The 14015-nt window shown below is 72.7% G+C and carries 11 protein-coding genes and 1 pseudogene; 5 read left to right on the top strand and 7 right to left on the bottom strand.

Features of this window, described 5'->3' with window-relative positions; all coding sequences use genetic code 11:
• Window positions 1–572 precede the first annotated feature (572 nt).
• Together OG948_RS15950 and OG948_RS15945 are read right to left on the bottom strand one after the other, a co-directional pair.
• Entirely contained in the window at window positions 573–1967 is a 1395-nt protein-coding gene (locus OG948_RS15950) for a hypothetical protein (RefSeq protein WP_406297196.1), read from the bottom strand.
• A gap of 224 nt (window positions 1968–2191) precedes the next feature.
• Complete coding sequence (locus OG948_RS15945) at window positions 2192–3226, bottom strand: hypothetical protein (protein ID WP_406297194.1); 1035 nt, start codon at window positions 3224–3226, stop codon at window positions 2192–2194.
• A gap of 285 nt (window positions 3227–3511) precedes the next feature.
• On the opposite strand from OG948_RS15945, the gene OG948_RS15940 reads away from it, so the two are divergent.
• Window positions 3512–5932 carry a helicase-associated domain-containing protein gene (locus OG948_RS15940; protein ID WP_406297192.1) on the top strand — a complete coding sequence of 807 codons (2421 nt, stop codon included), beginning with the start codon at window positions 3512–3514 and terminating at the stop codon, window positions 5930–5932.
• A 551-nt stretch (window positions 5933–6483) separates the two neighbouring features.
• Here OG948_RS15940 and OG948_RS15935 read toward each other — a convergent pair.
• Window positions 6484–7332: a hypothetical protein gene (locus OG948_RS15935; protein ID WP_406297190.1), complete on the bottom strand. Its 849-nt coding sequence runs from the start codon at window positions 7330–7332 to the stop codon at window positions 6484–6486.
• Complete coding sequence (locus OG948_RS15930) at window positions 7329–8315, bottom strand: ABC transporter ATP-binding protein (RefSeq protein WP_406300269.1); 987 nt, start codon at window positions 8313–8315, stop codon at window positions 7329–7331. Before OG948_RS15930 ends, OG948_RS15935 begins: the two co-directional genes overlap by 4 nt.
• A gap of 192 nt (window positions 8316–8507) precedes the next feature.
• Here OG948_RS15930 and OG948_RS15925 point away from each other — a divergent pair, with 192 nt between their 5' ends.
• Window positions 8508–10154, top strand: a complete 1647-nt coding sequence (locus tag OG948_RS15925; protein WP_395874609.1) for a DNA repair helicase XPB — start codon at window positions 8508–8510, stop codon at window positions 10152–10154.
• A gap of 29 nt (window positions 10155–10183) precedes the next feature.
• On the opposite strand, the gene OG948_RS15920 is transcribed toward OG948_RS15925, so the two are convergent.
• Together OG948_RS15920 and OG948_RS15915 are read right to left on the bottom strand one after the other, a co-directional pair.
• Window positions 10184–10825 carry a VanZ family protein gene (locus OG948_RS15920; protein WP_406297188.1) on the bottom strand — a complete coding sequence of 214 codons (642 nt, stop codon included), beginning with the start codon at window positions 10823–10825 and terminating at the stop codon, window positions 10184–10186.
• Between the two features lie 73 nt (window positions 10826–10898).
• Entirely contained in the window at window positions 10899–11108 is a 210-nt protein-coding gene (locus OG948_RS15915; protein WP_406297186.1) for a hypothetical protein, read from the bottom strand.
• A gap of 390 nt (window positions 11109–11498) precedes the next feature.
• Between OG948_RS15915 and OG948_RS15910 the strand changes: the two are divergent.
• Window positions 11499–12056 (top strand): annotated as a pseudogene (locus OG948_RS15910) (HAD family hydrolase); the annotation flags it as partial.
• Between the two features lie 69 nt (window positions 12057–12125).
• Window positions 12126–12902, top strand: coding sequence for an ATP-dependent sacrificial sulfur transferase LarE (gene larE, locus OG948_RS15905; RefSeq protein WP_406300268.1), 777 nt, complete (start codon window positions 12126–12128; stop codon window positions 12900–12902).
• Window positions 12903–12936: 34 nt separating this feature from the next.
• Here the strand turns inward: larE and OG948_RS15900 are convergent, their stop codons facing one another.
• Window positions 12937–13173 (bottom strand): hypothetical protein, encoded by a 237-nt coding sequence (locus OG948_RS15900; RefSeq protein WP_406297185.1) that lies wholly within the window; start codon window positions 13171–13173, stop codon window positions 12937–12939.
• 203 nt (window positions 13174–13376) lie between these two features.
• On the opposite strand from OG948_RS15900, the gene OG948_RS15895 reads away from it, so the two are divergent.
• On the top strand, window positions 13377–13760 hold the full coding sequence (locus OG948_RS15895) for a cold-shock protein (RefSeq protein WP_020556830.1): 384 nt from the start codon (window positions 13377–13379) through the stop codon (window positions 13758–13760).
• Window positions 13761–14015: the final 255 nt, after the last annotated feature.

Raw genomic sequence — 14015 nt, 5'->3', positions numbered from 1 at the left:
GGCTCCGCCGCTCTCCGCGCTTCGCGCGTCGATCACCGGGGTGGGGCGGGGTCGGGGGCGCTGACGCGCCTTGGGGTGGGACGGTTCGGCACTCGGGACGGCGTGTCCCTGCGCTTCGCTCCGGGCCACGAAGCCCAAGTTCTGCGGCTCCGCCGCTCTCCGCGCTGCGCGCGTCGATCACCGGGGTGGGGGTGGGTCGGGGGCGCTGACGCGCCTTGGGGTGGGACGGTTCGGCAGCCGAAGGAAGCGACGCGGCCTCTTTCGGGGGTGCCGGGGCGGGGCTTCGATCCCCCGTCGGGCTTCGCTGCGTGCGGGCGGCGAGGGGCCCGACAGGCGGGTGCGGTGCGTCGGTGTGCCGGAGGAGCACTCGCACGGGGGTTGCGGGTGGGTGATTCTCCGGGGCGGCGAGGTGAGTGCGGCTGGGGAGTCCGATGGGTGGATGCCGGGTGTCGTGGTGCTCGGCGGGGGATTGTGGGGCCCTGGGGGCGGCGCGCCGGGGCCATCCCCCGACGCGTCGGCGTCGGGGGATGGCCGTCGTCGGCGTGTGGGGAAAGCCCCGGTTCGGGTCGGCGTCAGATGAGCGTGAGCGTCAAGGTGCCGGTGTAGGTGCCGGGCACGGTGATGCCCGGGATGCCGAGCTTGAGGTCGCCGCCGCACTCGAACGAACCGGCACTGGCGCCGGCCGCCGACGAGCACAGCGTGCGCGGCCGGCCCAGACCGGCGCCGGGCTCGGCCTTGCCGCCCGCGGTGACCTGCGGTGTGGCGCCGCCGGTGGGCAGCGAACCGGTGACCGACTTCGCGGTGGGCGTCCAGCCGAGGTTGTCGCCGACGATCCGGCCGCCGGTCGCGGTCAGGTCACTGGCCTGACCGGTCAGCGTCCAGCCCGCGTTGGTGCCGCGCGCGTCGGAGACGGTGAGCGGGTTCAGCGCGCCGCCGGTGAAGGCGTCCTTGCCGTTGAGGGTGACGCCCGGGAGCGCGACGTCGGTGCCGCCGACGCCCAGGGCCAGCGGGCCGCCCTGCACGTCGGTGGTGATCACCTGGTAGCCGGTGCCGGGACCCGGCGGGACCGTCACGGGCTTGAACGCGACCGGGAGGAAGGTGTCCTGGGTACGGTCGGGCGAGCCGTGCGCGGCGAAGGTGACCACGTTGCACGTGGTGACGGAGCAGTCGTACTCGACGCCGCTCGCGTTCTTGTACTTGGCCTTCATACCGTCCAGCGTCAGCGAGAAGCTGCCGTCGGCGTTCAGCTTGGCCTGGCTCGATGATCCGGACGGGTTGGTGCGCACCCACTTGGTCGCCTGGTACGGCGCCGGGTTGGTGTTCCAGTCGGCGCCCTTGGGACCGAACGCGACGTAGATGCCGTTGCCGCCGTCGCGGACCGGGTCGAACCCGGTGCCGGTGACGGTGAACGTCTGCCCGGCCGGGTCGGCCCCGACGGCCGGGGTCACCGCGAGCTTGGGCGTCTGCACCGGCGTGTTGTTCTTGAACGCGACCGGCGTGAAGGTGTCCTGGCTGCGATCGGTCATGCTGGCGCCGTGCGCGGCGAAGGTGACGACCCGACACTCCTGCTTGAGGCAGTCCACCTCCTTGCCGTTGCCGTCGGTGTACTTGGCCTTGACCTCGAGCGTGGTCGTGAAGGCCCCGTCGGCGGTCATCTTGCTGCCCGCGACCCACGCCTGGGCGCTGTAGGCACCCGCGTTGGTGAAGTAGTCGTCGATCTTGGGACCGAACAGGACGTAGACCCCGTTGCCGGAGTTGCGCACCTTGTCGAAGCCCGTGCCGTCGACCGTGATCGTGGCGCCGTCGGGGTTGACGTCGACGTTGGGCGACACGGTCACGGACGGGGTCGTGGCGGCCTGCGCGGGCGAGGCCAGGCTCACGCCGGCCATCGCCAGCGCGGCGGTCGCGCCTATCGCACCGAAGCGGATCAAGCGGTTCGCGGGCTGGGGCCGCGCTCCGTTCGTCATCCTTGGCTCCTCCATCTGGCAGTGTGCACAGGGCGACGCCCGGACCTATTAGCGGTAGGTCCGGGCGCCGCCCTGCGCAGAGGAGGTAAGGCTAACCTAATTAATGGCATCGTAAAGAGCGGGTGCGGCGCTCCGACAGCGGAGTGCGTCACACCCGAACGGGGGTCCGGGTACCGGTTGTGTTCCCTCGCCTACGCGGTGATCCGATACGGCAATTCGGCTGCCTACGCCGCGAGCTGACGCCGATTCAGCCGCCACAGCAGATACAGCGACGCGGCGATCGCGGCGATCCGCACCATCGCGGGAAGCAGTTCGCCGTACCGGTCCCACGCCTGATCACTGGTCAGGTCCACGCCCATGTGCCCGGTGGCGCGCATCCACATCCCGATCGCGAACGCCAGCGCGGTCGCACCGGGGACGTAGAACGCGGCGAAGCGCCGCTCCTTGAGCGACCACGCGCCCGCCGTGAAGACCACCAGGAGGCCGAGCACCACCACCGCGGTCGAGGCGACGATCGCGCCGATCGCCATCATCGCGATCGCGAACACCTCGCGCACCTGCGTGCGCAGCGCGCCCGGCCCGAACATGCCCAGCGCCGGAGTGGGTTCGGTCAGCGACTCCTCGTCGTCCCAGGTCGCCGACGTGTCGGAGACCACGCCGATCGGGTACGCCGGCGCATGCAGTGAACCGTCGCCGTACACGTCGGGGCCGGGCCGCTCCGGCGTCCCACCCTCCGGCGGGGTCCGCCACCACAGCGGCTCCTCCTCGGGATCCGCGAGCGGCACCGGCTTGGTCGCGGCGGTGCCGCCGGCGGCGGTCTCGGCGAGCGTGGGCGGACCGGCCGGCGCCGCAGCCTCGGGCGAGGTCCGGGGCGGGGGTGTGCTCGGCTGCGGTCGGGACGGATCCACCACCGCGGGAATCGGCGTCGCGTCCGCGCGAAAGCCCATCTGCCGGGCCACCGTCGCGTAGCGCGAACCGCGCATCGACATCGCGCCGACACCGTCGTCGGCCCCGGCGCTGCGCAGGTCGCCGAGCCGGTACAACTCGTGGCCCACCACCGCCTCGGGGGTGCCGAGCCGATCCAGGACGACCTGCACGGTCCCGGGGGTGTGCGCGTTCAACCGCTCGCGTTCGCTGTTGATCTGGCTGCGCAGGCGCTCCACCAGTCGGGCCCGATCGGCGGGACGGAGCCTGCGCTGGGCGGCGTCGCCGACCTCGCCCAGGTACTGCAGAACCAGGTGATCGCTCTCGAAGTTCACGCCCCCACCCCACCCCCGCCGAGGGATCGTCGAATCGGCACAACGCCTGCGTCGGTAAAGCGACAACTCAGCGTAGGGGCGCGGGCGAAGCGGAGCGAGGGGTTGACCGAAATGGTGATCGCCCCGATCGCGTGGATCGGGCGCCGGCGGCCCGGATCCACGGCTTCCGCTCGGCTTCCTCCGGGGCTCCTTCGGGGCTTTTTCGGGAGCTTCCTCGGATCTTCGAGGGCATCGGGATCCCGGGAGCGGTGATCGTCGACGGGCGAACCGTCTAACGTTGATGGGATGACCACAGCTGCGTCGCCCACCCGTGCCGAGGCGGATCGGCCCGCCGACTCCGGCCCCCGGACGCTCGCCGAGGATCTGCGCGGACGTACCGACGCGGCTCTCGGCGCTTTGCTGCGGGCCCGGCCGGACCTGACCACGCCGGTCCCGGTGGACCTGACCCAGCTCGCCACCCGGGCCACCACGCGGGCCTCGATCGCGCGCGCCCTGGAGCGGCTGGACCGGTTCACCCTCCAGGTGGTGGACGCCGCGGTGGTGCTCCCGGACGGGTTCACCGCGGCGCGGTTGTCCCCGCTGGTGGGCGCGGCCCCCGAGGCGCTCGCGCGAGCGGTGGCCAACCTGCGCGAGCAGGCCCTGCTGTGGGGGCCCGACGGCGGGCTGCGGGTGGTGCGGACGGTGCGCGACCTGATCGGCGCGAGTCCGGCCGGACTGGGCCCGACGCTGGCCGGCGCGCTGGCCGCGACCGCGCCCTCCCGGCTCCAGGAGTTGCTCGCCGACCTCGGCCTGGGCTCCACCCACGACGCGGTCTCCGCGATCGCGGCCGTCACCGACCTGTGCACCGACCCGGTCCGCCTGGAATCGCTGCTCGCGCAGGCGCCCGAGGCGGCCCGCGAGGTGCTGGACAAGCTGGTCTGGGGCCCGCCCACGGGCAGCGTGCGCGGCGCCGACCGGCCGGTGCGCGCCGACGCGGCCCGGACCCCGGTGGAGTGGCTGCTGGCCAGGGCACTGCTGGTACCGGCCGGCCCGGACGCGGTGGTGCTGCCCCGCGAGATCGCGCTGCACCTGCGCGGCGGCCGGGTGCATCGCACGGTGGAACCGACCCCTCCCGAGTTGCCGGTGCGCGGGCACGATCCACAGGCTGTGGACAACCTGGCGGCCGGCTCCGCGTTCACCGCCGTCCGCCGGGTCGAGGACCTGTTGGAGGCGTGGAGCACCGGCGGTCCCTCGGTGCTGCGGGCCGGCGGCCTGGGCATGCGCGAGTTCAAGCGCGCGGCGGTGCAGTTGGACGCGCCCGAGGCCGAGGTCGCGTTGTGGCTGGAACTGGCCTACGCGATGGGTCTGGTCGCCGGCGACGGCGAACCGGACGAGCAGTGGCTGCCCACGCCCGCCTACGACACCTGGCGCCGGACCCCGGTCGGCACCCGCTGGGCCGCGCTCGCCGGCACCTGGCTCGAGACCACCCGAGTGCCCGCCCTGGTCGGCTCGCGCGACGACAAGGACCGGCCGATCGGCGCGCTGGGCCTGCAGGTGGACCGTACCGCCGCCCCCGAGGTGCGTCGTCGGATCCTGGCCACCCTCGCCGCGTTGCCGCCGGGCTCGGCCACCGACGCCGAGTCGCTGCTCGCGCACCTGACCTGGCATCAGCCGATCCGGGCGGCGCGACTGCCGCGGGAGTTGTTCCGGGCGATGTTGGTCGAGGCCGAACTGCTGGGCATCACCGGCCGAGGCGCGCTCGCCGGATACGCCCGCACGCTGGCCGAGGGCCGGGTCTACGAGGCGGGCGACGCGCTGACCCCGCTGCTCCCCGAGCCGCTGAACCACGTACTCCTCCAGGCCGACCTCACCGCGGTGGCGCCGGGCCCGCTGGTCCTGGACCTCGCGCACGAACTGCACCTGGCCGCCGACGTGGAGTCCACCGGCGGCGCCACCGTGTACCGCTTCACCGAGGAGTCGGTACGCCGCGCGCTGGACGCCGGCCGCACCGCCGGCGACCTGCACCACCTGCTCGCCACCCACTCGCGTACCCCGGTGCCGCAGCCGCTCAGCTACCTCGTGGACGACGTGGCCCGCCGGCACGGCCGGATCCGGGTCGGCACCGCGGCGGCCTTCCTGCGCTGCGACGACGACGCGCTGCTGGGTGAACTGCTCGCCGACCGCCGGGCCGCCGGGCTGCGCCTGCGCAGGTTGGCGCCGACCGTGCTGGCCGCCGAGTCGGCACCGGACGGCGTGCTGGAGAAGTTGCGCGCGATGGGCTTCGCGCCGGTCGCCGAGTCGGCCACCGGCGATCTGGTGCTCACCCGCCCGGACACCAAGCGCACCCCGCCGCGCTCGGCGCCGCCCCGGGTCGCGGGCGAGCCGCCGGCCCCGAGCGAGGCGCTGCTCGGCGCGGCCGTCACCGCGATCCGCGCGGGCGACGCGGCCGCCACCGGCCGGGCCGCCGACGACGGCGCGGAGCGCGACGGCGAGCCGGTCGAACTGCCACGCACCTCGGCCGCCGAGACGCTGCTCGCGCTCCAGGCCGCACACGCCGAGCGGCGCGCGGTGTGGATCGGGCACGTCACCCGGGAAGGCCGGGCCACCCAACACATCGTGGTCCCGCTGCGTCTGGAGGGCGGCTACGTCACCGCCCACGAACAGGGCACCGGCGAGATCCACACCTACCCACTGCACCGCATCACCGGCGTCGCGGAGGCGGGCTAGGCCCTGCCCGGCGGATCCTGGTGGGTCCGCGCCGCCTGGTACCGCGCCTCGCCGCACCGGAGAATCAGCCGAATGGAACCACTATGCGGCTGCTTCTCCGGCACACCGACGCACGGCATCCGCCCGTCGGGCCCCTCGCCGCTCACGCCACGAAGCCCGACGGGAGATCGAAGACACGCCCCGGCACCCACCCCGCAGCAGGCCCGCGTCGCGTCCTTCGGCTGCCGACCCGCCCCACCCCCACGGCGCGTCAGCGCCCCCGACCCACCCCCACCCCAGTGATCGACGCGCGAAGCGCGGAGAGCGGCGGAGCCGCAGGTATGGACGGTGTGCCCCGGAGCGAAGCGGAGGGACACACCGTCCCGAGCGAGGCGCCGCTTTTTCTTGGAGGAGCTTGCGGGGGAAAGAAAAAGCGGTGCCTCGCGAGCCGGCGACGAAGTCGCCCAACAAACAGCAACGCCGCACCCACGACTCCGGCCCGCCACGCCACGCCCCCACCCACGCCCCACCCCTTCGCGAGCCGGCGACGAAGTCGCCCAACACAGCCCAACTCACATCTCCCGGCGCCCGATCCGCCACACCGCGAGCCACACGCACAGCGCGGACAGCACCACGGCGACCACCAGGTTGTCGACGTACTCGCCGGGAGTGTGCCTGCGCAGCAGGTCGACCTGGCAGTTGAAGAGCTGGCTCGGCAACCAGTGCTGCAACGGGCGCCACAGCGCCGCGACCGGCATCAGCACGAACGCGACCAGGGATCCGCCGAAGATCGCCACGGGTCGGCGCAGGAACGCCGCCATCGCGGCGACCACGCTCACCTCCAGCACCACGCCCACGATCCCGTAGAAGGATCCGTAGAAGACGGCCTTCGCCGGCAGCGGGCCGAACATCCAGTGCACCTGGGCCCAGGCGATCAGGCTGCCCATCAGGTAGGCCAACGAGACCGCCGCCGTGGTCACCGTGTACCGGGGCACCACCAGATCGCGACGTCGCCGCAGCCGGGTGCGATGGAACGCGGCCAGACCGGGTCGATGGTCGACCGCGAGCGCGCTGGCCATCAGCGCGAGGCCGACCAGGATGCCGATCTGGCCGGCGGCGTAGGTGTACACCGCCATCCCGCTGTCCGCCCGCATCCCGCTCGCCGGTGCCACCGCGTCGATGTGCAGGGCCTCGACGATGCGATCACGGTGCCTGGCGAAGACCGGGCCGATCAGGCCCACGCCCGGATAGGCGACCAGGAGCAGCGACAAACGTTTGGTGCGCACCAGCCGCAGCCACTCCAGGCGCCACAGCCCCAGTCGGCGCGGCCCGCGCGGGAGCACCCGCTCCGCGTCGGCCACCACCGCGGGCGGGCCGGTCGACGTCGACGCGGGCGCCTGAACGGCGCCGGATCGGGTCATCGCGGACCGCCGGTGATGGACAGGAATGCCGCCTCCAGGTCCGACTCCTCCGGCGCGACCGACACCAACCGGGCGGTGCTGCGGCTGAGCACCTCGGCGAGGTGCCGCTCACCGGCCTCCAGCGACCGGGCCTCCACCCGGAACAGCCCCGGCCGCAGCGACGACACGCGCGCGACCCAGCTCTCCGCGGCGAACGCGCGCAACAGGTCGGTGCCGCCACCGCGCACCCGGACCAGCCAGCTCGGCCGCATGTGCGTGTCCACCAGTTCGGCGGTCGGCCCCTGGTAGAGCAGCCGGCCCGCGCGCACCACGCCCACGTGATCGCAGACCCGCTGTACGTCGGCCAGGATGTGGCTGGAGAAGACGACCGTGGTGTGCTCGCGCAGGCTCGCCACCAAGTCGAGCACGTCGGCCCGACCGCGCGGGTCCAGCGCCGAGGTGGGCTCGTCCAGGATCAACAGTTCGGGGTCGGCCACCAGCGCGGCGGCCAGACCCAGGCGCAGCGTCATGCCGCGCGAGAGCGAGCCGGCCTTGCGGTCGCCGCACGCGGACAGGCCGGTACGGTGCAGGGCGACCTTGACCTTCTCCCGGGGCAGCCGACGGTCGACGAGGTTTCCGGCCAGTTCGACCACCTCGGACGCGGTCAGCCAGGGCTCGAACTCGGGCACGTCCGTGGACACCGCGACGCGGCGTCGATCGACGCCGAAGACCACCTCGCCGGAATCCGCCCGCCGGGTGCCGCCCATGATGGACAACAGCGTGGTCTTGCCCGCGCCGTTGGGTCCCACCAGGCCGTATACGCAGCCGCGCGGCACCTTCAGGTCTATGCCGAAGATCCCGGTGCCACCGCCGTAGTCCCGGGTCAGGGCACGGGTGGACACGGCGGGACCCATGGGTTCGCCGGCGTGCTCGGGGGTCTCGGCGGCGGTGCGATCGGGACGGGGAACCCGATCGTCGGAGGCCGACGACGTTTGTTGCGCCATCAAGTATCCAGGGTAGGTAGGCCGGCCGGTTTGTGTGTTCCTCCGTAAGGATGGGTCTGGCGCTCCTCCCTGGGCAGTACGGCCCTTAATGCCTGCTCCCGCCGATGACAAACGGTTTTCGGAACACGGCCGCCGGGCGGATGGTTGACACTTGTTGGTCCCGTCCCCTCCTCCTTGCGGAAAGGTTGGCCCGTGCCCGATGGCCCGCTGATCGTCCAGTCCGACAAAACCCTGCTCCTCGAGGTCGGGCACGAGGCCTCCGCCGACTGCCGCCGGGCCATCGCGCCGTTCGCCGAGCTGGAGCGCGCCCCGGAGCACGTGCACACCTACCGGCTGACCCCGCTGGGCCTGTGGAACGCGCGCGCCGCCGGCCACGACGCCGAGCAGGTCGTGGACGTACTGCTGCGCTACTCGCGCTACCCGGTGCCCAACGCGCTGCTCGTGGACGTCGCGGAGACGATGGGCCGCTACGGCCGGCTCCAACTGTCCAAGCACCCCACTCACGGCCTGGTGCTGACCACCACCGATCGCGCGGTGCTGGAGGAGGTGCTGCGCAGCAAGAAGATGATTCCACTGGTCGGCACCCGGGTGGACCCGGACACCGTGGTGGTGCACCCCTCCGAGCGCGGGCAGATCAAGCAGGTGCTGCTCAAGCTCGGCTGGCCCGCCGAGGACTTCGCGGGCTACGTGGACGGCGAGGCGCACACGATCGACCTGGCCGAGGACGGCTGGCAGTTGCGGCCGTACCAGCAGGAGGCGGTCGAAGGCTTCTGGCACGGCGGCTCGGGTGTGGTCGTGCTGCCGTGTGGCGCGGGCAAGACGCTGGTGGGCGCGGCGGCGATGGCGACCGCGAAGGCGACCACGCTGATCCTGGTCACCAACACGGTCTCGGCCCGCCAGTGGAAGTCCGAACTGGTCAAGCGCACGTCGCTGACCGAGGACGAGATCGGCGAGTACAGCGGTACCCGCAAGGAGATCCGGCCGGTCACCATCGCGACCTACCAGGTGGTGACCACGCGCCGAAAGGGCGTCTACCCGCACCTGGAGCTGTTCGACTCCAGGGACTGGGGCCTGATCGTGTACGACGAGGTCCACCTGTTGCCCGCTCCCATCTTCCGGTTCACCGCCGACCTGCAGGCTCGGCGTCGACTGGGCCTGACCGCGACGCTGGTGCGCGAGGACGGCCGCGAGGGCGACGTGTTCTCGCTGATCGGCCCCAAGCGCTACGACGCGCCGTGGAAGGAGATCGAGAACCAGGGATACATCGCGCCGGCCGACTGCGTCGAGGTTCGGGTGACATTGACGGAGACCGAACGGCTGGCCTACGCGACCGCCGAGCCCGAGGAGCGCTATCGCTTCTGCGCGACCACCGCCAGCAAGACGCGCGTGGTCAAGGACCTGGTCGAGCGGCACCGTGGTGAACAGACCCTGGTCATCGGCCAGTACATCGACCAACTCGACGAGTTGGGCGAGGTGTTGAACGCGCCGGTGATCAAGGGCGAGACCACCAACAAGGAGCGCGAGCGGTTGTTCGACGCGTTCCGCACCGGCGCGGTGCAGGCGCTCGTGGTCAGCAAGGTGGCGAACTTCTCGATCGACCTGCCGGACGCGACGGTGGCCATCCAGGTGTCCGGTTCGTTCGGGTCGCGGCAGGAGGAGGCCCAGCGACTCGGGCGGGTGTTGCGACCCAAGGCGGACGGCCGGGGTGCGCGCTTCTACTCGGTCGTCGCGCGGGACACCATCGACCAGGACTTCGCGGCGCATCGGCAACGTTTCCTCGCGGAACAGGGTTACGCGTACCGGATCGTCGACTCCGACGACCTGGACAAGCAGAGGTAGCCGGGGCGTTCGGTCCGGGGAACGTTCGATCAGTGGCTCGGGCGCCCTTCGGGCGTCTTCACGGTCCGCTCCCGCCGCCAAAACGGTGTGCGGCGGGGGTGGACGCGGGCGGCCAGGTGCCGGCCCAGGAATATGTAGGCGAGGAACGCGCCGGTCGCGTTCAGGATCACGTCGTCGATGTCGAACGCCCGGCCGACCACGAACAGCCCCTGGACCGACTCGACGACGAGCATCAGCCCGCCGACGGTGAGCAGGATCCGAAGCGGGCCGCGCAGCCGGGCGGTGACCACCGGGAGCAGTACGCCCAGCGGCGCGCACAACACCAGGTTGCCGCCGATCTGCCGGACCGCGTCCCGGACTTCGGGGCGATCCAGGTAGGAGCGGATCGAGTCGCCGGGGTCGGTGTTGCCGGTGACCAGGTCCTGCGAATCGGGCTGCGGGGTGAACGTCACCCGGGCCAGCACCAGCGCGAACGCGACCAGGGCCAGTGCGCCGAGCCCGATCGCGATGCCGCGCAGCACGCGGGCGCCGCGCGAGCGGGCGGGGGCGGGACGCGGGTCGGCGACGTCGGCGGTCGTGCGTTTCGCGGCCTTGCGTTTCGTGGGCGTGCGCTTGGTGGTGGTGCGTTTCGCGGCCGTGCGTTTCGCGGTCTTCGCGCCGGGCGTGTCCACCGTGTCCACCCCCGGTTGTCGGTTCGGCTGCCCTGAGCGGGCGTCTGCCCACGGGGCCCCGGACCATGCGGGGTCACGGCACGGCGTGCCGACCGAGCAGGGTGACCTGGACGGCGGTACTGGTGAACACCCAGGTGCCGCGCGCGATCGTCGCGGTGACGTGGGCGGGCCGGCGCAGCCGGGCGCGCACCAGTTCGGGGAAGGCGATCTCGGCGGGGGAGGAGCCGCGCAGTGTCGGCATCCGCAGCGATCGGGGGGCGGGGAGATGCGTCATCGTGCTCATGTCCTCGACGCTACGTGGACCGACATAACGGGCGCGTCAGCACCAGGGCGCCCGTCGCGATACCTCTCGCGGATGACCGTCCCCCAGGGGTGGACCGAGCGGCGGACCGAGAGGGTCGGGGTCGGCCGACCCCGGGACGGGACGGGGACGGGGCGGGGCGAGGGCCGCTTGCCGTGGCCGGCGCGGGTCGGATCGGCGTGCGGGATGGCGCGCGCCGGGAGCGAGCCCCCGGCGGTCGCGCTCGCCTCGAACGCGCCCTTGACACCACGAACCGGAAACGATCAAGGACAGCCCTGTTCACGGCATCGCCCGCAATCGGACATCGGCACGCAACGCGGCTCGTCGTAGGCTGAACGGGTGAATGCCCTCGTAGTTGGTTTCGACCTGGACATGACGCTCGTCGATTCCCGTCCCGGCATCGGGGCGGCGTGGTCCGTGCTCGCCGAGGAGACCGGCGTCCCGATCGACATCGCGCTGGTCGTCTCCCGACTGGGGCCACCACTGGAGACCGAGGTCGCGAACTGGTTCCCGGCCGCCGAGATCACCGCCGTCGCCGCGCGCTACCGCGAGATCTACCCACAACACGCCGTGCTCGGTACGGACGTGCTGCCCGGTGCCCGCGAGGCGCTCGCCGCGGTGCATCGACACGGCGGCCGCACGATGGTGGTGACCGGCAAGCACGAGCCCAACGCGCGCCTGCACCTGGACCATCTGGACCTGGCCGTGGACCACTTGGTCGGCGACCTGTGGGGCGAGCAGAAGGGCGTCGCACTACGCGCGTCGGGGGCGGGCGTGTACGTGGGCGACCACCTCGGCGACCTGATCGGGGCGCGCGCGGCGGGCGCGATCGCGGTCGGCGTGGCCACCGGCCCGATCTCCGCCGCGGACCTGCGCGCCGCCGGGGCCGACGTCGTGCTCGACGACCTGACCGCGTTTCCCGCGTGGCTGGACGCGCACGTCGCCGACCTGCGGCTCGCGGACCTGCGCGAGCGGCTGCGCGAACTGGGCAGCGTCGCGGTGGCGTTCTCCGGCGGCGCGGACTCGGCCTTCCTGCTCGCCGCGGCGGTGCGCACGCTGGGTGCGCGGCACGTGCTCGCGCTGACCACCGAGTCGTCGAGCCTGCCGGCCGCCGAACGCGACGCCGCGCGGGCCTTCGCGGCCCGGCTGGGGGTGCGGCACGAACTGGTGCCCAGCGACGAGATGGCCCGCGAGGGCTACCGCGCGAACGGCGGCGATCGATGCCGGTTCTGCAAGACGGAGTTGATGGCGGTGCTCGGGCCGGTGGCGCGCGCGGCGGGGATGGCCCACCTGGCCACCGGAACCAACGCGGACGACGTGCGCGCGGGCTTTCGGCCCGGGATCGCCGCGGCGGCCGAGGCGGGCGCGGTCACCCCGCTGTGCGACGCGGGCCTGACCAAGGCCCAGGTGCGGGCGATCAGCCGGACCTGGGGGTTGCCGACCTGGGACAAGCCGGCCGCGGCCTGCCTGTCCAGCCGGGTCGCCTACGGCGTGGTGATCACCCCGGCCCGGTTGGCCCGGGTCGAACGTGCGGAGACCGCGTTGCGCGCGGTGCTGGTCCGGGACGGGATCGCGGTCCGCAACCTGCGGGTGCGCGATCTGGGGCAGTCCGCGCGGATCGAGGTGGACGGCCCACTGAGCGCCGTCGTGGGCGGCCACCCGCCGGCCCTGGCCGCGGTGCGCGAGGCCGGCTTCGCGAGCGTCGAGGTGGATCCGCTCGGCTACCGCGAGGGCGCGATGAACGAACTCCTGGCGGACCCCGAGTCGTACCGCTGAGACACCCCCTGGGCGCGGCGGAGGCGGACCGGCGTCAGAGGGTCTCGGGCACCGGTCGACGCCTGCTGCGGGCCGATTTGAACAGCCCGGCGCCGGCCAGCGCGAAGCCGACCGGCATCAGCGCGCTGACCAGGTAGACCGCCGTCGGCAGCGCGTCGGCGCCGATCAGCAGCGGCGTGACGGTGGCGAGCGTGGCGAGCGTTCCGATGGCGAAGAGCACCGCGCCGATGCGGACGAGCCGATCGCCGGGGCCTGCGGATGCGTTGTACACACGCCCAGGGTAGATGCCCCGTTCCGCCCCGGACGCGCCCGGGGCGGGATCCCCATGTCCGGCCGAGAACGCGACCATTAGCCTGGTCGAGTGAACGGGGTCACTACGCGTTCCTGCTCGGATTCGATGTGTGCGCCCCACCCAGCCTGGTAAATGCTCGTAAAAGTCCCGACGAAGCCGTCCCGACACGATCGAGGTCTCCCGTGCCCACCGGCAAGGTCAAGTGGTTCGACACCGAGAAGGGCTTCGGGTTTTTGTCCCGGGACGACGGGGGCGACGTGTTCGTGCACGCGTCGGCGCTGCCGCAGGGCCTGGACACGCTCAAGCCGGGCACCCGGGTCGAGTTCGGCATCGTCGAGGGGCGACGGGGCGAACAGGCCCTCTCGCTCCGTGTCCTGGACCCGCGCCCCTCCGTCGTCGCCGCGAGCCGCAAGAAGCCCGACGAGATGAGTTCGATCATCCAGGACCTGCTCAAGGTCCTCGAAGGCGTCGACAAGACGCTCGAGCGCGGGCGCTACCCCGACAAGCGCGCGACCACGAAGGTCGCCGAACTCCTGCGGGCGGTCGCCGACGAGTTGGACACGTGACGGGTTTTCACCCGATGCGTTGTTGCGCGATGCGGCGGGTCGCTCGGCCTGGCGGCCTGAGCGGTGTCCTCAAGCGCCGGACGGGCTGAATTTGTCCTCATGCGCCGGACGGGCTGGAATGTGCCGGGCGGGCTTGGGGGCCCGTCCGGCGGTTTGGGAGCGGCCACCGGTGGGTTGGGATCGGCCGTCCGGCGGTTTGGGGCCGTCTGTCCGGTGGGTTGGGGCCGTGCAGTACGTGGGTTTGGTCCAGGCGGT

This window comes from Embleya sp. NBC_00888 (assembly GCF_045207655.1).
GTDB lineage: Bacteria > Actinomycetota > Actinomycetes > Streptomycetales > Streptomycetaceae > Embleya.
Note: the sequence above shows the minus strand (reverse complement) of the source record. Positions and strands in the feature narration are given on the sequence as shown.